The following is an 18545-nucleotide window of genomic DNA, read 5'->3' on the forward strand; positions in this document are numbered from 1 at the left end:
CAGCCAAAGTGAACCACTAAGCCTTCCCGAAATGTTTTCGCCGCCCGTGCCACGCACGCCGCGCGCGAAGGTCTTCACGCATTTTTGGAGGTGCTCATGGCTGCAGCCACGCCCGCCGGCGCGCTCGTCGCGCTTCATCACGTTTCCTTCCGCTTCGACGACGGCGTCACGCTGTTCGATTCGCTCGACCTGACCATCGATCGCACGCCGACCGGCATCGTCGGCCGCAACGGCGTCGGCAAGAGCCTGCTCGCGCAACTGATCGCGGGGCGCCGCGCGCCGAGCGCGGGGACCATCGAGCGGCACACGCCCGTCGTCTACGTCGCGCAGCAGCACGACGCGCTCGCCGCCGCCGGCCCGCGAACCGTCGCGCAGGTCGCCGCGCTCGATGTGCCGCTCGGCGCGCTCGCGCGTCTCGCGCACGGCCGCGCGGAGCCTCAAGATTTCGACTTGATCGGCGATCGCTGGGATCTCGCGGAGCGGCTGCGCACGGCGCTCGATGCGGCGGGCCTGCGCGACGTGCGCCCCGACACGCCCGCTCATGCGCTGAGCGGCGGCCAGCGCGCACGCGTCGCGCTGACCGGCGCGCTGCTGTCCGGCGCCGGCCTGCTCGTGCTCGACGAACCGACCAACCATCTCGACGCGCCGGGCCGCGCGTGGCTGCGCGCGGCGCTCGACGGCTGGCGCGGCGGCGTCGTCATCGTCAGCCACGATCGTGCGCTGCTCGCCGGCGTGCAGCGCATCGTCGAGCTGACGCCGCACGGTGCGCGCTCGTATGGCGGCAACTACGCGCTCTACCGCGCGCAGCGCGACGCGGCGCAGCAGGCTGCCCAAGCGGCGCTCGACCATGCACGCACCGAGCGCGGGCGCGTACGGCGCAGGCTCGAACAGGAACACGACACGATCCAGCGTCACGCGGCCGCATCGCTGCGCGACGCGAAGACGGCGAACCTGTCGTCGGGGGCGAAGCAAAGCCGCAAGGGGGCGGCGCGCAACATCATGGGGGCCGTCCGGCGTCAGCAGGGCGACTTCAAGGCGACGCTCGACGAACGCGTGCAGGAAGCGGCCGCGCGCGTCGAAGAAGATGCCCCCGTGCTCGTATCGCTGCCGGGTACCGAGGTCAGCGCGCGCCGCCAGCTGTTCACGCTCGACCGTGCGCAACCGCCGTGGCGCGTCGCGGGCGGCACCGGCGAAATCACGTGGTCCGCGAGCGGCCCCGTGCGCGTCGCGCTGACGGGCCCGAACGGCTGCGGCAAATCGACCTTGCTGAGGATGCTCGCGGGCGAACTCGAACCGCGCTCAGGTGCCTGCACGACACACGTCAGCGCCGCCTATCTCGACCAGCGGCTCGCGCTGCTCGACCCCGAGCATTCGATCGTCGAGCAGTTGGGGCTGCTCGATACACCGCTCGCCGAAGGCGACCTGCGCAGCCGTCTCGCGTTGTTGCAGCTCGATGCAACGCGCGCGACGCAGCCCGCCCGGCAGCTGAGCGGCGGCGAACGGCTGAAGGCCGCGCTCGCCTGTGCGTTGTGGCGCGGCACGCCCGCGCAGCTGTTGCTGCTCGACGAGCCGACCAATCACCTCGATCTCGAATCGGTGCGTGCGATCGAAGCCGCGCTGGCCGGTTTCCCCGGCGCAATCGTGGTGGCGTCGCACGACGGCGCGTTTCTCGCCGCGCTCGAGCCGACGCACACGATGCAATGGCATCGCGACGGGTGGCGCTACGAACCCGTCGTGTAAGGACGACGAAGCGCGCTCAGCCGGCGGCGCGGAACCGCAGCACGCCGTCGTCGCCCTGCTCGCGCACGAGCTCGCCCGCGAGCCACAGCAGGTTCAGGTGCGCGAGGGCCTCGCCGAGCGCGAACGTCATCTGGTGGATGTCGAGCTCGCGGCGGCGGAACATGATCGGCACGATGTCGGCCGCGCTCGTCGGCTTTTCCGCACACGCGACCCGCACTTCGGCGAGCCGCGCATCGTGGTGTTCGCGCAGCTGCGCGATGCGCGTGCGCACGCCGCGGAACGGCTTGCCGTGCGACGGCAGCACGAGCGTGTCGGCCGCCATCGTCTCGTAGCGGCCGAGCGACTGCAGGTACAGCGCGAGCGGGTTCCCTTCCGGCTCGAGGTCGAACACCGACACGTTCGTCGAGATGCGCGGCAGCACCATGTCGCCGGAAATCAGCACGCCGTCCGCTTCGCTGTGCAGCGCGCAATGTTCAGGCGAATGGCCGAAGCCGGTGACGACGCGCCACGTGCGCGCCCCGATCCCGACCGCGTCGCCTTCGCGCAGGCGGCGGTAGCGCGGCGGCACGGCCGGCACGAGATCCGAGTAGTAGCCGCGGCGGTTGCGCAGCTTGTCGAGCGCGGCGGGATCGGTCAGCCCGTGGCGCGCGAAGTGATCGGCGGCGGCCGCGCCGCCCGCGTTCGAGCCGTTGCCGGCCGCCATCAGGCAGCCGAACATGTATTCGCCGAGCGTCATCCACAGCCGCACGTTCCAGCGGCCCTGGTCGCCGCCTTCGCACAACCAGTTCGCGAGGCCGAAGTGATCGGGGTGGCAGTGCGTGACCAGCACGCGCAGCACCGGCAGGCCGTCGAGATGCGTGTCGAAGATCTGCTCCCAGTGCGCGCGGATCGCGTCCGACGAGATCCCGCAATCGACGATCGTCCAGCCTTGCTGCCCGTCGATCTCGTCGCGCAGCAGCCAGAGATTGATGTGGTCGAGCGAGAACGGCAGCGGCATGCGCAGCCAGCGCACGCCGGGCGCGACCTCGAACGTGTCGCCCGCGGCAGGCAGCGTGTCGGCGAAGGGATAGTCGAGTTGGTGTTCCAGTGCGTTCATCGGTGGGGCGTCTCGTCGTTATCGGTGCGAATGCCCGCCGGCGGCGGGCACGGCGGGCGGTGCGTCGATTCTATCGCCGTCGTGCGGAACGCGTGCCCGGCGGCGGCCGGGCGGTCAAAAAAAGTTCGTGCCAGAATCGGTTCCGTACCCGTATCTTTACGCGAAGATGCACCGAACGGCACGCAACGGCGAACAACGCGCCGATTGGACGCCGTTGGCGCGTCACCCCAAAAGTCATTGAAACGCCGACTTGGGCGCTAAAATGGCGAGTGCTTACAGCCCCTCCCGAACGAGCCTGCACGCGATGAATCACTTCCCCAAACTGCTGTCGTCGCAGATCGGTTTCGACGTCGCGCAGACGATGCTCGAATACTTCGATCGCCATTACCGGATCTTCCGCGAAGCGGCGGTCGAGGCGAAGACGCTGTTCGAGCATTCCGACTGGCACGGGCTGCAGCGGCTCGCACGCGAGCGGATCACGTCATATGACGAGCGCGTGCAGGAATGCGTCGAGCTGCTGGAAGACGAATACGACGCGGAGAACATCGACGACGAAGTGTGGCAGCAGATCAAGCTGCACTACATCGGCCTGCTCACGTCGCACCGCCAGCCCGAGTGCGCGGAAACCTTCTTCAATTCGGTGTGCTGCAAGATCCTGCACCGGTCGTACTTCAGCAACGATTTCATCTTCGTGCGCCCGGCGATCTCGACCGAGTATCTCGAGAACGACGAGCCGGCCGCGAAACCGACCTACCGCGCGTACTATCCGGGCACCGACGGGCTCGCCGCCACGCTCGAGCGCGTCGTCACGAACTTCCAGCTCGAACCGGCGTTCGAGGATCTCCCGCGCGACATCGGCTGCGTGATGCAGGCGATCGACGACGAATTCGGCCACTTCGACGCGGCGCCGAATTTCCAGATCCACGTGCTGTCGTCGCTGTTCTTCCGCAACAAGAGCGCGTACATCATCGGCCGCATCATCAACGCCGACCGCGTGCTGCCGTTCGCGGTGCCGATCCGCCACGTGCGGCCGGGCCTGCTCGCGCTCGACACGGTGCTGCTGCGCCGCGACCAGTTGCAGATCATCTTCAGCTTCTCGCACTCGTACTTCCTCGTCGACATGGGCGTGCCGTCCGCGTACGTCGACTTCCTGTGCACGATCATGCCGGGCAAGCCGAAGGCCGAGATCTACACGTCGGTCGGCCTGCAGAAGCAGGGCAAGAACCTGTTCTACCGCGACCTGCTGCACCACCTGTCGCATTCGAGCGACCGCTTCATCATCGCGCCCGGGATCAAGGGCCTCGTGATGCTCGTGTTCACGCTGCCGTCGTTCCCGTACGTGTTCAAGATCATCAAGGACCACTTCCCGCCGCCGAAGGAAACGACGCGCGCGCAGATCATGGAGAAGTACCAGCTCGTGAAGCGCCACGACCGCCTCGGGCGGATGGCCGACACGCTCGAGTATTCGAGCGTCGCGCTGCCGCTCGCGCGGCTCGACCACGCGCTCGTGCGCGAGCTCGAGAAGGAAGTGCCGTCGCTGCTCGAATACGAGGACGACAACCTCGTGATCAAGCACCTGTACATCGAGCGCCGGATGACGCCGCTGAACCTGTACCTGCAGAACGGCAGCGACGCGGACGTCGAGCACGGCGTGAAGGAATACGGCAATGCGGTGAAGGAGCTGATGAAGGCGAACATCTTCCCGGGCGACATGCTGTACAAGAACTTCGGCGTCACGCGCCACGGCCGCGTCGTGTTCTACGACTACGACGAGATCGAGTACCTGACCGACTGCAACGTGCGCCGCGTGCCGCCGCCGCGCAACGAGGAAGACGAGCTGTCCGGCGAACCGTGGTATACCGTCGGCCCGCACGACATCTTTCCGGAGACCTACGGACCGTTCCTGCTCGGCGACCCGCGCGTGCGCGACGTGTTCATGAAGCACCACGCGGACTTCTTCGATCCCGCGCTGTGGCAGGCGAGCAAGGACCGCCTGATGCAGGGCGAATTGCCCGATTTTTATCCGTACGACGCAGCGCTGCGCTTCAACGTGCGCTACCCCGCGCGCTTCGGCGCGACGGACCAGAACGACGGCGAAGGCGACGCGCAGCGCGCCGCCTGACGCCGCGGACACCGAACCTGCCGATCGATCCGATATCGATCCGATTTCCGTCAACGGAATCCACACCGATGAATACCCCAGACAATCCGCTCTCACATCTGTTCGACAACAACGAAGCCTGGGTCAAGCGCAAGCTCGAGGACGATCCGCAATTCTTCGCGCGCCTCGCCGACCAGCAGGCGCCGGAGTACCTGTGGATCGGCTGCTCGGATTCGCGCGTGCCCGCGAACCAGATCATCGGCCTGCCGCCGGGCGAAGTGTTCGTGCACCGCAACATCGCGAACGTCGTCGTGCACAGCGACCTGAACTGCCTGTCGGTGATCCAGTTCGCGGTCGACATCCTGCGCGTGAAGCACATCATGGTCGTCGGCCACTACGGCTGCTCCGGCGTGAACGCGGCGCTGCTCAACCGGCGCGTCGGCCTCGCGGACAACTGGCTGCATCACGTGCAGGACGTGCGCGAGCGCCACGCGGCGCTGCTCGAGGACTGGCCGGTCGGCGAAGCGCGCTATCGCCGCCTGATCGAGCTGAACGCGATCGAGCAGGTCGTCAACGTATGCCGCACGACGATCGTCAACGACGCGTGGGCCCGCGGCCAGTCGCTCACCGTGCACGGGCTCGTGTACGGCGTGCACGACGGCCGGATGCGCAACCTCGGGATGGCCGTGTCGAACTTCGACGCGCTCGACGAGACCTACAAGCGCTGCGTGGCCGCGCTCACCGCCGGCGGCAACCATGCGCCGGACAACGACATGATCGCGGCGGACGCCGCGCGGCGGCTCGAAGGCGTCGCGCAGGCGGTCGCCGCCACGCTGAAGCCGTGCGACGACGCGCAGTAACGCGGCATGCGCGTGGCGGCCGCCGTCACGCGGCCGCGACCCATTTCGAACGGATCTGACACCGGCACCGCCCAGGCGGCGCCCAGGAAAGGAGCGACGGGCATGAAAACCGTATTGATCGTCGGCGCATCGCGCGGCCTCGGCCGCGAATTCGTCCGGCAGTACCGGCGCGACGGCTGGAACGTGATCGCGACCGCGCGCGACGAAGCGTCGCTCGACGCGCTGCGCGCGCTCGGCGCGCACGCGCATGCGCTCGACATCGCGCGGCCCGAGCAGATCGCGGCGCTCGGCTGGAAGCTCGACGGCGAACGGCTCGATGCGGCCGTGCTCGTGTCGGGCGTGTACGGGCCGCGCACCGAAGGCGTCGAGACGATCACGGCCGAGGATTTCGACGCGGTGATGCATACGAACGTGCGCGGGCCGATGCAGTTGCTGCCGATCCTGCTGCCGCTCGTCGAGGACGCGCGCGGCGTGCTGGCGGTCGTGTCGAGCCGGATGGGCAGCATCGCCGAGGCGACCGGCACGACCGGCTGGCTGTACCGCGCGAGCAAGGCCGCGCTGAACGATGCGCTGCGCATCGCGTCGCTGCAGACGCGCCATGCCGCGTGCATCTCGCTGCACCCCGGCTGGGTGCGCACCGACATGGGCGGCGCGCAGGCCGCGATCGACCCGGAAACGAGCGTGACCGGCATGCGCCGCGTGATCGCGGAATCCGGTGCGGACGTGTCGCAGGCCAACGGCCGCTTCTTCCAGTACGACGGCATCGAGCTGAGCTGGTGAGCCGAACCGACAACCGAACGTCGTTAATTCCCGTTTCGCATGATTTTGAACCGACCTGACGCGTGCCCGTGCGGCGGCGCGTCCCCCGCGCCCGCCGGCAAAGCGCCGGCGCCGCGCTATGCGGCATGCTGCGGCCGCTTCATCGACGGCGGCGAGGCCGCGCCGACCGCGCTCGAGTTGATGCGCTCGCGGTACAGCGCGTACGTACTCGGCGCGACCGACTACCTGCGCGCAACCTGGGCCGCGCGCACCTGCCCGCCCGATCTCGATACCGACCCCGACGCCCCCGACGCGCCGCGCTGGCTCGGCCTCGCGGTCAAACGCCATGCGCCGCTCGACGAACGCCACGCGGAGGTCGAATTCGTGGCCCGCTACAAGGTCGGCGGGCGCGCTCACCGGCTCCACGAGACGAGCCGTTTCGAGCGCGACGAGCACGGTTTCTGGCGTTACGTCGACGGCGAAGTAAGTGATCGCTGACAAATAGTTGCTGTGTCAGACGCCGGGTAATTCCCGCATTGCACAACCCGATTTTGTCGGGCTAGGATGACCTCGAATTGGTCATGTTGCATGGCAGGGCTTACGAATGGCGTTCAGCAAGGTATTGGTGGGATGGATGGCGGCCGGCGCGCTGTCGGCCGCTCAGGCCGGTGCGCTGCCGAACGCAACGCCGGGTGCGGGCGCGAGCGGCTCGCTCGCCCATGCCGAGCGCTTCGATTACGGCGACTCGAACCTGCCGCAGGTCGCGGCCGATCTCAACGAACAGATTCTCCGCATCCCGGCCGACGCTTCGGGCGCCGTCACGCTCGAGGCGACGCTCTTCAAGCCGGACGGCCCCGGCCCGTTCCCGCTCGTCGTCTTCAACCACGGCAAGAACACCGGCGATCTGCATCTGCAGCCGCGCAGCCGGCCGCTCGCGTTCGCGCGCGAATTCGTGCGCCGCGGCTATGCGGTGATCGCGCCGAACCGCCAGGGCTTCGCCGGCTCGGGCGGCACGTACCAGCAGGAAGGCTGCAACGTCGGCAAGAACGGCCTCGCGCAGGCCGCCGACGTCGACGCGACGGTGCGCTACATGTCGCACCAGCCGTACGTCGATGCGTCGCGCATCGTCGTCGCCGGCACGTCGCACGGCGGCCTCGCCTCGGTCGCGTACGGCACCGAAGCCGCGCCGGGCGTGCGCGGCATCATCAACTTCTCGGGCGGGCTGCGCCAGGACCTGTGCGACGGCTGGCAGCGCAACCTCGTCGATGCGTTCGACCAGTACGGCGCGCACACGGCCGTGCGCTCGCTGTGGCTGTACGGCGACAACGATTCGGTCTGGACGCCCGCACTCGTCGCGCAGATGCACGACGCGTACGTGTCGCACGGCACCCAGGCGCTGTTCATCGATTTCGGCCGCTACAAGGACGACGCGCACCGGCTGATCGTCGATCGCGACGGCGTGCCCGTGTGGTGGCCGGCCGTGCATGCGTTCCTCGCGGAACTGAACCTGCCGACCTCGGTGCGCTACGCGGTCGCGAACCCGCACGAGCCGAAGGCCACCGGTTATGCGTCGATCGATGCGGTCAACGCGGTGCCGTATGTCGACGAAGCCGGCCGCGAAGGCTATCGCCGCTTCCTGAACCAGCATCCGAGCCGCGCGTTCGCGGTCTCGTCGGAAGGCGCGTGGTCGTGGGCGGAAGGCGGCGACGACCCGATGGCGCTCGCGCTCGACAACTGCGCGAAGCAGGGCGCGGGCGCGTGCCGGCTGTATGCGGTCAACGACCGGGTCGTGTGGAACACGACGCAGACGGCCGACAACGGCGACGCCAACACGCGCGACGCCGATACGCACGCACTCGCTTCGCGCTGACGCGCGGCGGATCGTCCGCCGCGCCCGTTCCGCCCGATCCGGCACCTCCTTCCGCGTTGCCCCTGCTCGCGGCCATGCGGCATGCCGCCCCGCCTGCCCTGCCGGCCGCCCCTGTTCGCCGCTGATTCCGTAGACCATTCGGCCGCCGCCTCGCGTGCGTGGCGTCACGCCGCCCCCTCGCGCCGGTCTTCGATCCCCGTTTTTCCCGGTCATGCCGGCGCGCGGCCCGCGATTTTTTTCTGTCAGGGGGGCTCACTCGAACGTCGTCATCTACGGTCATTTTCCCGCATCCGCCGCGTTCGGTTCCGAGCCCCCCCGAACTGCGCCGAACTCCCGCCCGGCAAGGCTTTGCGGGGTTTGTAACCGCTAGTGCAACGTCCGGCGGAACACGCTAATCTCACCGCGTTTCGTGTTCCGCCGCGCGGCATCCGTCGATGCCGCGCGGCCGTTTTACCCCCCGGAGTCGCCTTGAGTACGCCAGCCACCGACGACTGGGTCGCGCGCAGCCTGCGCGCGGTCTGGCATCCCTGCACCCAGATGAAGCATCACGAGCGCCTGCCGCTCGTCCCCGTCGCGCGCGGCGCGGGCGTGTGGCTGTACGACCGTGACGGCCGCCGTTACTTCGACGCGATCAGCTCGTGGTGGGTCAACCTGTTCGGCCATGCAAACCCGGACATCAACGCGGCGCTGAAGGACCAGCTCGACACGCTCGAGCACGCGATGCTCGCCGGCTGCACGCACGAGCCCGCGATCGAGCTCGCCGAACGGCTGCACGCGCTCACCGCGCGCACGCTCGGCCATGCATTCTTCGCGTCGGACGGCGCGTCGGCCGTCGAGATCGCGCTGAAGATGAGCTTCCATGCGTGGCGCAACCGCGGCCGCGCGAACAAGCAGGAATTCGTCTGCGTCGCGAACAGCTATCACGGCGAGACGATCGGCGCGCTCGGCGTGACCGACGTCGCGCTGTTCAAGGATGCGTACGATCCGCTGATCCGCCATGCGCACGTCGTCGCATCGCCCGATGCACGCGGCGCGCTGCCGGGAGAAACGGCCGCCGACGTCGCGGGCCGCGCGCTCGCGGACGTGCGGCGCCTGTTCGTCGAACGCGGCGAGCGCATCGCCGCGCTGATCGTCGAGCCGCTCGTGCAGTGCGCGGCCGGCATGGCGATGCACGATCCGTCGTACGTGCGCGGGCTGCGCGCCCTCTGCGACGAATTCGGCGTGCACCTGATCGCCGACGAGATCGCGGTCGGCTGCGGCCGCACGGGCACCTTCTTCGCGTGCGAGCAGGCCGGCGTCTGGCCCGATTTCATGTGCCTGTCGAAAGGCATCAGCGGCGGCTACCTGCCGCTGTCGCTCGTGCTCACGCGCGACGACGTGTACGCGGCGTTCTACGACGACGACACGACCCGCGGCTTCCTGCACTCGCACTCGTACACCGGCAACCCGCTCGCGTGCCGCGCGGCGGTCGCGACGCTCGACCTGTTCACGCGCGACGACGTGCTCGCGCAAAACATCCGCAAATCGGCGGCGCTGCGCGCGGCGCTGGCGCCGCTCGACGCGCATCCGCGGGTGCGCCACCTGCGCGAGCGCGGCACGCTGTTCGCATTCGACGTCGCGCTCGACGGCGACGCGGCGCGCGGCTTCTCGCGGCGCTTCTTCGAACACGCGCTGGCGCGCGAGCTGCTGCTGCGCCCGATCGGCACGACCGTGTACCTGATGCCGCCGTACGTGATGAGCGACGACGACATCGCGTGGCTCGCGCAGCGCACGCGCGACACGCTCGACGCGACGCTGGAGGACATCGGCCGATGAGCCTGCTCGACACCCTGCAACGCGGCCTCGCCGATCTCGACGCGCAAGGGCTGCGCCGCGTGCGCCGCATCGCCGACACCGCGTGCGACGCACGCATGACCGTGAACGGCCGCGAGATCGTCGGCTTCGCGAGCAACGACTACCTCGGCCTCGCCGCGCATCCGGCGCTCGTCGCCGCGTTCGCCGAAGGCGCGCGGCGCTACGGCTCCGGCAGCGGCGGCTCGCACCTGCTCGGCGGCCATTCGCGCGCGCACGCGACGCTCGAGGACGAACTCGCGGGCTTCGCGGGCGGCTTCTCGGATGCACCGCGCGCGCTGTACTTCAGCACCGGCTACATGGCGAACCTCGCCGCGATGACGGCGCTCGCCCGCCAGGGCGCGACGATCTTCTCCGACGCGCTGAACCACGCATCGCTGATCGACGGCATGCGGCTGTCGCGCGCGAACGTGCAGGTCTATCCGCACGCGGATACGGCCGCGCTCGCCGCGCTGCTCGACGCCTCGGATGCCGAAACGAAACTGATCGTCAGCGATACCGTGTTCAGCATGGACGGCGATCTCGCGCCGCTCGCCGAACTCGTCGCGCTGGCCGAACGCCACGGCGCGTGGCTCGTCGTCGACGATGCGCACGGCTTCGGCGTGCTCGGCCCGCAGGGCCGCGGCGCCCTGGCCGCCGCCGCGCTGCGTTCGCCGCATCTCGTGTACGTCGGCACGCTCGGCAAGGCGGCCGGCGTCGCGGGCGCGTTCGTGATCGCGCATGAAACCGTGATCGAATGGCTGATCCAGCGCGCGCGCAGCTACATCTTCACGACGGCCGCGCCGCCGGCCGTCGCGCATGCGGTATCGGCCAGCCTGAAGGTCATCGCGGGCGACGAAGGCGACGCGCGACGCGCGCACCTCGCCGCGCTGATCGACCGCACCCGCGCGCTGCTGCGCAACACGCGCTGGCAGCCGGTCGATTCGCATACGGCCGTGCAGCCGCTCGTGATCGGCAGCAACGACGCGACGCTCACGGCGATGCGCGCGCTCGACGCGCACGGCCTGTGGGTGCCCGCGATCCGGCCGCCGACCGTGCCGGCCGGCACGTCGCGGCTGCGCGTGTCGCTGTCGGCCGCGCATTCGTTCGACGATCTCGCGCGGCTCGAAGCCGCGTTGATCCAGGCCAGCGAGGAAGCCGCATGAACCCCGCCCCGCTCTCCCTGTTCGTCACCGGCACCGACACCGAGATCGGCAAGACCTTCGTCTCGGCCGCGATGCTGCACGGCTTCGCGCGGCGCGGCCTGCGCGCGGCCGCGCTGAAGCCCGTCGCGGCCGGCGCGTACGAACGCGACGGCGTCTGGCGCAACGAGGACGCCGACCAGCTCGATGCGGCCGCGAACGTCGTGCTGCCGCCCGAGCTGCGCACGCCGTTCCTGCTGAAGGCGCCGGCCGCGCCGCACATCGTCGCCGCGCGGGAAGGCGTGACGCTCGACATCGACACGATCGTCGCGTGCCATCGCGAGGCGCTGACGCGCGCGGACATCGTCGTCGTCGAAGGCGCCGGCGGCTTTCGGGTGCCGCTCACCGACACACGCGACATGGCCGACCTCGCGGTCGCGCTCGGCGTACCGGTCGTGATGGTGGTCGGCGTGCGGCTCGGCTGCATCAGCCACGCGCTGCTGACGGCAGACGCGATTCGCCAGCGCGGCCTCGCGCTCGCGGGCTGGGTCGCGAATCATGTCGACCCGGCGATGTCGTTCCCGGACGAGAACGTCGCGACGCTGCGCGACTGGCTCGCCCGCGAGCATCGCGCCCCGCTCATCGGCCGCATTCCGTACATGGCGCCGGCCGCGCCCGAATCCGCCGCGGCGATGCTCGACATCGACGCGCTCGTCGAGTCGCTGCGCACCGCGCGGCGTTGACCCAACCGAATCCCCATTCCCGCCCAGGACAGGAAACCGAAATGACCCAAGCCCAGACCGCCGCCGTGCAACCCGACGCGATTCCCGTGGCCGCACCGGCCCCGCAGCGCTGGCGCGTCGCCGACGTCGTCGCGCTGTTCGCGCTGCCGTTCAACGACCTGATCTTCCGCGCGCAGCAAGTGCATCGCGAACATTTCGACGCGAACGCGGTGCAGCTGTCGACGCTGCTGTCGATCAAGACGGGCGGCTGCGAGGAAGACTGCGGCTACTGCTCGCAATCGTCGCATCACGACACGGGCCTGAAGGCCGAGAAGCTGATGGACGTCGACGCGGTGCTCGACGCCGCGCGCGCCGCGAAGGCGAACGGCGCGAGCCGCTTCTGCATGGGCGCCGCATGGCGCAATCCGAAGGAACGCCACATGCCGGCGCTGACCGAGATGGTGCGCGGCGTGAAGGAACTCGGCCTCGAGACCTGCATGACGCTCGGCATGCTCGAGGACGAACAGGCGCAGCAGCTCGCGAACGCCGGCCTCGACTACTACAACCACAACCTCGACACGTCGCCGGAGTTCTACGGCCAGGTGATCTCGACGCGCACGTACCAGGACCGCCTCGACACGCTCGACCGCGTGCGCGACGCCGGCATCAACGTGTGCTGCGGCGGCATCATCGGGATGGGCGAATCGCGCCGCGAGCGCGCGGGCCTGATCTCGCAGCTCGCGAACCTGAACCCGTATCCGGATTCGGTGCCGATCAACAACCTCGTCGCGATCGAAGGCACGCCGCTCGAAGGCACCGCGCCGCTCGATCCGTTCGAGTTCGTGCGGACCATCGCGGTCGCGCGCATCACGATGCCGAAGGCCGTCGTGCGCCTGTCGGCCGGCCGCGAGCAGCTCGACGACGGGCTGCAGGCGTTGTGCTTCCTCGCCGGCGCGAACTCGATGTTCTACGGCGACCAGCTGCTGACGACCAGCAATCCGCAATCGCAGAAGGACCGCGCGCTGTTCGAGCGCCTCGGCATCCGCGCGAGCGACGCGGACGCGATGTCGGCCAGCGCGTAAGCGACCTCGGCCGGCGGGCCGGGTTCGCCGACGAAACAACCGGGGCACGCCCCGGTTTTTTTTCATCCGATGGTCTGCACCGGGTTGCCGTTCGCGTCGCGGATCACCGTCTTTTCCACGCGCCAGCGCACGCCGTCGAGCCCGTCGATCGCATACTCGCCGGCGCGCGGCTTCAGCGTGCGCGCCAGCGCCCGCACCGTCGCGTCGGTCAGGCGCAGCGTCAGCGTGCCGTCTTCGTCGGTCACGCCGTTCGCGTCGGCGCGCACGAATCGCACCGCGCCGTCATGGCCGACCAGGCGAAACGGCCGGTCGAACGGCAACCGCAACGGCAGCAACGCGACGAGTTCCTCGACCTGCCGTGCGCCGACGGTGATCTCGATCACGGGCGCGCGCAGCAGCCGCTTGCGCGTGCCCCATCCGAGCACGTCGGTGAACAGATAGCCGCTCGCCGAGCCGTCGCGCTGCGTGCCGGCATCGACCTGCTCGCGCACGTCCGCCCGTTCGAGCAGCGACGCGCGGCCGAGATCGGTCACCCAGAGCGGTATGTGCGGCAGCAGCGCGTCGAGCAGCGCGCGCGTGCGCCAGCGCTTCGCGGCGCGCTCTTCGTCGAGCGTGAGCCCGACGACCTGCAGGAACGCGAGACGGCCGTGCGGCGTGTCGATCGCCGGCAGTTCCGGATCGAACGCGAAACCCATCGAGCAGAGCGCCGTGCCGGTATCGAGCGCGATCGGGCCGTTGGCCGTCATCCAGTGGCCATCGTCGAACGCATTGCCGCTCTCGAACACGTAGCGCGCGAGATTCTGCAGGAAGCTGAACACCCAGCGCGGCGGCTCGTCGTCGCCGGCCGCGCACGCGACGCGCATCGTCAGCTCGAACCCGAAGCCGCTGACGGCCGGATCGTCGGACGCCTTCTCGTACAGCTCGCTCAGCCCGTACGTGACGAAGTGCCAGTGCGGCACGGGCGCCGCGCGCTTCCACACGCTGATCCCGTCGAGCGGGTCGGGGCCGCCGAGCCGCCACTTGACCAGCGTGCCGTAGTGCTTCGGCGCCTGGCCCGGATAAAGGCGGGCCAGCGCGCCGTCGATCGCGTCCCAGCCGGGGGCGGCGTCGTCCGGTGTGTCGTGGGTTGCGTCGGTCATGTGGCCCTCGCCCTCGATGCGTGTTCTGGTGCGTGGTGCCGCCGCGCGCGTCACACGTGCGACGTCGCGCCGTCGAGCGCCGCGCGCACGCGCCCGACGCGCTGTTCGTCGACGGGCGCCAGCACCTCGCCGCGCGGCCGCACACCCGAGCCGAAATGCACCGCGCGCACGCCGGTCGCGCGAACGAAATCGCCGACCGCGTCGATCGTGAGCCCCGAGCCGGCCAGCACCGTGCAGGTCGAACCGGCGGCCTGCCGCACCAGCCGCGTGATCGTCGCGACGGCATCGAGCACCGACGGATGGCCGCCCGACGTCAGCACGGACGTGACGGCCGGCACGCGCAGCAGCGCGTCGAACGCGGCGTTGAGATCGCGTGCGACGTCGAAGGCACGGTGGAACGTGAGCGCCCGGCCGTCCGCGGCGGCCGCGATGCGGGCCAGCGCCTCGAGATCGACGTCGCCGCGCGCGTCGAGCGCGCCGAACACGACACCGTTCGCGCCGGCCGCGACGGCCGCGCGCACGTCGCGCTCGATCACGCGCAGATCGTCGGCGTCATAGACGAACGACCGGCTGTGCGGTCGCACGATCACGTTGACGGGAATCGGCACGGCGGCCACGACGGCCTCGATCAGGCCGACGCTCGGCGTCAGCCCGCCTTCGGTGATCGCGGTCACGAGTTCGAGGCGGTCGGCGCCCGCGCGGGCGGCGGCCCTTGCATCGCCGACGGTCGTGGCGATCACTTCGAGAAGCACGGAAGAAGCGGCATGTCGGTTCATGGGCGGCCCGCGAATCGTCTGGACAATTCGCGCATCCTAGCCGAGCCGCGGGACGGACGCCAGCGTGACGGCGGCCGTCCCGCGCCGCCGCGCCCCGATCGCCGCATGCGATCCGGGCGGTGCTAGCCGGCGTCCGCTTCGTCGTCGACCCAGTCGATATCGCCGCACAGCACGCGCTGCGCATCGCCGACGCGCACGGCCACCGACAGCGTCACGCACGGCTGCGCCTCGTTGATCGACAGGTACGGCCGCGTAACCTGCACGCGTCCCGGCTCGGCGATCGCCGAACGGAAATACGGGCGACGCAGCCAGTTCGCGCCCTGCGCGTCGGCCAGCGGCGAGAAGCGCGCCTCGCTCAGCGCGCGATCGGCGCGCAGCACGACGTTGCGTCCCGACTGGCGGCCGTGCGCGTCGAGCAGGAAGCAGCGCGCGGCCGCGTCGAGCGCGAGGAAGTTCCAGCACACCTCGTCGAGCGGCTCGCCGGCCGCGAGACGCTCGGCCGCCCGCTCGAACGCGCGCAGATACGGCGCGAGCCGCTGCGCGTCGCGCCGCTCGCGCGCTTCGGTCTGCTGACGGAAGCGCTCGGTCAGCTCGCCGATGCAGCCCGTCGCGGTCGCGCTGTCCGGCAGCCCCGGCGCCGGGCGCCCGAAGTAGTAGCCCTGCACGAAATCGGCCTCGCACGACAGCGCGATCTGCGCCTCGTGCTCGGTCTCGATCCCCTCGACGAGCACGAGCTTGCCGGCCTCGTGCAGCAACGTGACGAGCCCGTGCAGGATCGCGGTGAGCCCGGTGCGGTGTGCCGCGTGCGACAGCATGATCCGGTCGAGCTTCACGATGTCCGGGTTCAGCTGCCAGATCCGTTCGAGGTTCGAATGACCGGCGCCGAAATCGTCGAGCGCGATCAGGAAGCCATGCGTGCGGAATTCACGCACGGCCTCCGCGAGGCGCTCGACGTCTTCCGCGCGCTGCTCGAGCACTTCGAGCACGATGCGGCGCGGCGGCATGCCGAGCCGTTTCAGGTTCGCGAGCAGCGCGGCCGCCTGGAACGGATCGGTCAGCACGCCCGGATGGACGTTGAGAAACAGCCATTCGCGCTCGGCGCCGAGCAGCGCGAAGTTCTCGAGATGCAGCGCCTGCGCGAGCCGGTCGAGCTGCAGCAGCTCGCCCCGGCGGGCGGCTTCGCCGAACACGTCGAGCGGCGACACCGCGCGGTCGAGCGCATCGTGCGCGCGCAACAGCGCCTCGTAGCCGACCGCGCGCTGGTGCGACAAGCTGAATATCGGCTGGAATACGGTCGTCAGCGTCAGGTCGTGATGCTGCGTGGCCAGACGTTCGAAGCCGGAACTCATCTCCCGCTCGAACCGGTACGGCGACGCGGCGGACGGACGCTCCTGTTGAACGATCGTCATGCCTTCCTCCTGGTCGCGCCGTCCGACGAAGCGGACAGTACGTGCAATGTCATGGTTGGACCCTCGGTTGCCCGATCGAAGCCGGGCGGCTGCCACCTTCAAGCAAGCTCCGTGCAAGGCGCCGACAACCCATATGCCATGCGGCTGCGCCGGGCCATCGCACCACCTTGGCACACGCCCGACGCACCATCTTCGTGCGCGCGCACCGGCCGCTCGAGCGCAGCCGTCACGTCGGCACGCTACACTCCGTACGATCGTTTCATTCCCCGTATTCGCCGTATCGATGGAAATCGTCTTCACAGTCCTGATTCTGCTGCTGACCGTTGCGCTGTCCGGCGCCGTCACGCGCAACCTGCCTTTGCAACTGCCGCTGCCGCTGATGCAGATCGCGTTCGGCGCGCTGCTCGCATGGCCGAAACTGAACCTGCACGTGACGTTCGACCCCGAAATCTTCATGCTGCTGTTCATTCCGCCGCTGCTGTTCGCGGACGGCTGGCGGATTCCGAAACGCGAGCTGTACCTGCAGCGCCGCGCGATCCTGATGCTCGCGTTCGGGCTCGTGTTCATGACGGTACTCGCAGTGGGCTACTTCGCGCATTGGCTGATTCCCGAGTTGCCGCTGCCGATCGCGTTCGCGCTCGCGGCCGTGCTGTCGCCGACCGACGCGGTCGCGTTGTCCGGCATCGCCGGCAAGGGCCGGATCCCGCCGCAACTGATGCACATCCTCGAAGGCGAGGCGCTGATGAACGACGCGTCGGGCCTCGTCGCGCTGAAGTTCGCGATCGCGGCCGCGCTGACCGGCGTGTTCTCGCTGCGCGCCGCGTCGGTCACGTTCGTGATCGTCGCCGCCGGCGGCCTCGCGACGGGCGCGATCGTGTCATGGGTGTTCAGTGCGCTGTCGACGCGTTTCCTGAACGCCGAGCAGGAAGGCGATCCGGCCCCCGGCATCGTGATGACGCTGCTCGTGCCGTTCGCGGCCTACCTGTTCGCCGAGCATCTCGATCTGTCGGGCGTGCTCGCGGCCGTGTCGGCGGGGATGATGATGAATTACACGAGCTTCTCGCGCAAAAGCACGGTCGCGTCGCGCGTGCGTGCCGAAAGCACGTGGGCGATGATCGAGTTCGTGTTCAACGGCATGGTGTTCATCATGCTCGGGCTGCAGTTGCCGCACATCATCGGCCGCGCGCTCGTCGATGCGCACCACACGAGCGACGCGCTGGTCGGCCGGATGATCTTCAACGTGTGCGCGATGATGCTCGCGCTGTATGCGATCCGCTTCCTGTGGGTCTGGCTGCTGCGCTGGTTCGCGAGCCGCCGCGCCGCGCGCCAGGGCCTCGCGGGCACGATGGCCGGCGTGCGCACGATCGCGGTGATGACGGTCGGCGGCGTGCGCGGCGCGGTCACGCTCGCGGGCGTGCTGTCGATCCCGGTCGCGCTGTCCGACGGCGCGCCGCTGCCGGGGCGCGACACAGCGATCTTCGTCGCGTCGGCCGTGATCCTCGGCTCGCTGATCGTCGCGGTGATCGGCCTGCCGCTGCTGTTGCGCGGCGTGCGCTCGACGCGCAACCCGCTCGGCGACGAGGAGCGCACCGCGCGCGCGGCCGCCGCGCAGGCCGCGATCCGCGCGATCGATTCGTCGCACGATGCGATCTCGGCCGGTCTCGACGAATCGGGCGCCGCGCGCTGCGCGGACATCTCCGCACGCGTGATGGACCAGTACCGCCGCCGGCTCTCCGCGCTGGCCGAGGACGGCCCCACGCCGCGCGCGGAAGCGAAGCAGGCCGAAACGATGGAGCTGCAGATGCGGATCGCGGCCGTGCGCGCGGAGCGCTCCGCGCTGTACCGGCTGCGCAGCGACAGCAAGATTTCCGACGAGACGCTGACGAAGCTGATCCGCGAGATCGACCTGTCGGAAACCGCGCTGTCGACGCGCAAGAAAGGCATCCTCTGACTGACGGGCCGGAAACGGCCCGCGCACAACGGTCGGGACGCATGAAAAAACGGCGACGCCCAGGCATC

At 69.7% G+C, this 18545-nt stretch carries 15 protein-coding genes; 11 read left to right on the forward strand and 4 right to left on the reverse strand.

Going from position 1 to position 18545, the window contains the following annotated elements:
* The first annotated feature begins 96 nt into the window (after positions 1 to 96).
* Positions 97 to 1740: an ABC-F family ATP-binding cassette domain-containing protein gene (locus tag AC0KUR_RS16490; protein WP_059558838.1), complete on the forward strand. Its 1644-nt coding sequence runs from the start codon at positions 97 to 99 to the stop codon at positions 1738 to 1740.
* A 16-nt stretch (positions 1741 to 1756) separates the two neighbouring features.
* Here the strand turns inward: AC0KUR_RS16490 and AC0KUR_RS16495 are convergent, their stop codons facing one another.
* A complete protein-coding gene (locus tag AC0KUR_RS16495; protein ID WP_034189165.1) occupies positions 1757 to 2836 on the reverse strand; it encodes an MBL fold metallo-hydrolase in 1080 nt (359 codons plus the stop codon).
* 304 nt (positions 2837 to 3140) lie between these two features.
* On the opposite strand from AC0KUR_RS16495, the gene aceK reads away from it, so the two are divergent.
* From aceK to bioB, 9 genes are all read left to right on the forward strand, one after another.
* Positions 3141 to 4958, forward strand: a complete 1818-nt coding sequence (aceK, locus tag AC0KUR_RS16500; protein ID WP_034189164.1) for a bifunctional isocitrate dehydrogenase kinase/phosphatase — start codon at positions 3141 to 3143, stop codon at positions 4956 to 4958.
* A 68-nt stretch (positions 4959 to 5026) separates the two neighbouring features.
* A complete protein-coding gene (gene can, locus AC0KUR_RS16505) occupies positions 5027 to 5797 on the forward strand; it encodes a carbonate dehydratase (RefSeq protein WP_034189163.1) in 771 nt (256 codons plus the stop codon).
* Between the two features lie 102 nt (positions 5798 to 5899).
* Positions 5900 to 6577, forward strand: a complete 678-nt coding sequence (locus AC0KUR_RS16510) for an SDR family oxidoreductase (RefSeq protein WP_034189162.1) — start codon at positions 5900 to 5902, stop codon at positions 6575 to 6577.
* Positions 6578 to 6616: 39 nt separating this feature from the next.
* The gene (locus AC0KUR_RS16515; RefSeq protein WP_034189161.1) at positions 6617 to 7054 is read left to right on the forward strand and encodes a YchJ family protein; all 438 of its coding nucleotides are present in this window, start codon (positions 6617 to 6619) and stop codon (positions 7052 to 7054) included.
* A 106-nt stretch (positions 7055 to 7160) separates the two neighbouring features.
* Positions 7161 to 8426 (forward strand): dienelactone hydrolase family protein, encoded by a 1266-nt coding sequence (locus tag AC0KUR_RS16520; protein ID WP_034189160.1) that lies wholly within the window; start codon positions 7161 to 7163, stop codon positions 8424 to 8426.
* 468 nt (positions 8427 to 8894) lie between these two features.
* On the forward strand, positions 8895 to 10241 hold the full coding sequence (bioA, locus tag AC0KUR_RS16525; RefSeq protein ID WP_473376182.1) for an adenosylmethionine--8-amino-7-oxononanoate transaminase: 1347 nt from the start codon (positions 8895 to 8897) through the stop codon (positions 10239 to 10241).
* Positions 10238 to 11422 carry an 8-amino-7-oxononanoate synthase gene (bioF, locus tag AC0KUR_RS16530; RefSeq protein ID WP_226229378.1) on the forward strand — a complete coding sequence of 395 codons (1185 nt, stop codon included), beginning with the start codon at positions 10238 to 10240 and terminating at the stop codon, positions 11420 to 11422. Before bioA ends, bioF begins: the two co-directional genes overlap by 4 nt.
* The gene (gene bioD / locus AC0KUR_RS16535; RefSeq protein WP_034189157.1) at positions 11419 to 12141 is read left to right on the forward strand and encodes a dethiobiotin synthase; all 723 of its coding nucleotides are present in this window, start codon (positions 11419 to 11421) and stop codon (positions 12139 to 12141) included. The genes bioF and bioD overlap by 4 nt, the downstream gene beginning before the upstream one ends.
* A 41-nt stretch (positions 12142 to 12182) precedes the next feature.
* On the forward strand, positions 12183 to 13202 hold the full coding sequence (bioB, locus tag AC0KUR_RS16540; protein ID WP_034189156.1) for a biotin synthase BioB: 1020 nt from the start codon (positions 12183 to 12185) through the stop codon (positions 13200 to 13202).
* Positions 13203 to 13264: 62 nt separating this feature from the next.
* On the opposite strand, the gene AC0KUR_RS16545 is transcribed toward bioB, so the two are convergent.
* The 3 genes from AC0KUR_RS16545 to AC0KUR_RS16555 form a co-directional block, all read right to left on the reverse strand.
* Positions 13265 to 14341, reverse strand: coding sequence for a suppressor of fused domain protein (locus tag AC0KUR_RS16545; RefSeq protein WP_059558849.1), 1077 nt, complete (start codon positions 14339 to 14341; stop codon positions 13265 to 13267).
* Positions 14342 to 14391: 50 nt separating this feature from the next.
* Positions 14392 to 15117 carry a copper homeostasis protein CutC gene (locus AC0KUR_RS16550; RefSeq protein WP_059558851.1) on the reverse strand — a complete coding sequence of 242 codons (726 nt, stop codon included), beginning with the start codon at positions 15115 to 15117 and terminating at the stop codon, positions 14392 to 14394.
* Between the two features lie 122 nt (positions 15118 to 15239).
* Positions 15240 to 16526: a sensor domain-containing phosphodiesterase gene (locus tag AC0KUR_RS16555; RefSeq protein WP_034189153.1), complete on the reverse strand. Its 1287-nt coding sequence runs from the start codon at positions 16524 to 16526 to the stop codon at positions 15240 to 15242.
* Between the two features lie 283 nt (positions 16527 to 16809).
* Between AC0KUR_RS16555 and AC0KUR_RS16560 the strand changes: the two genes are divergently transcribed.
* Positions 16810 to 18477, forward strand: coding sequence for a Na+/H+ antiporter (locus AC0KUR_RS16560; RefSeq protein ID WP_034189152.1), 1668 nt, complete (start codon positions 16810 to 16812; stop codon positions 18475 to 18477).
* The last annotated feature ends 68 nt before the right edge of the window (positions 18478 to 18545 follow it).

It is taken from the genome of Burkholderia sp. YHN3-13, assembly GCF_055810675.1.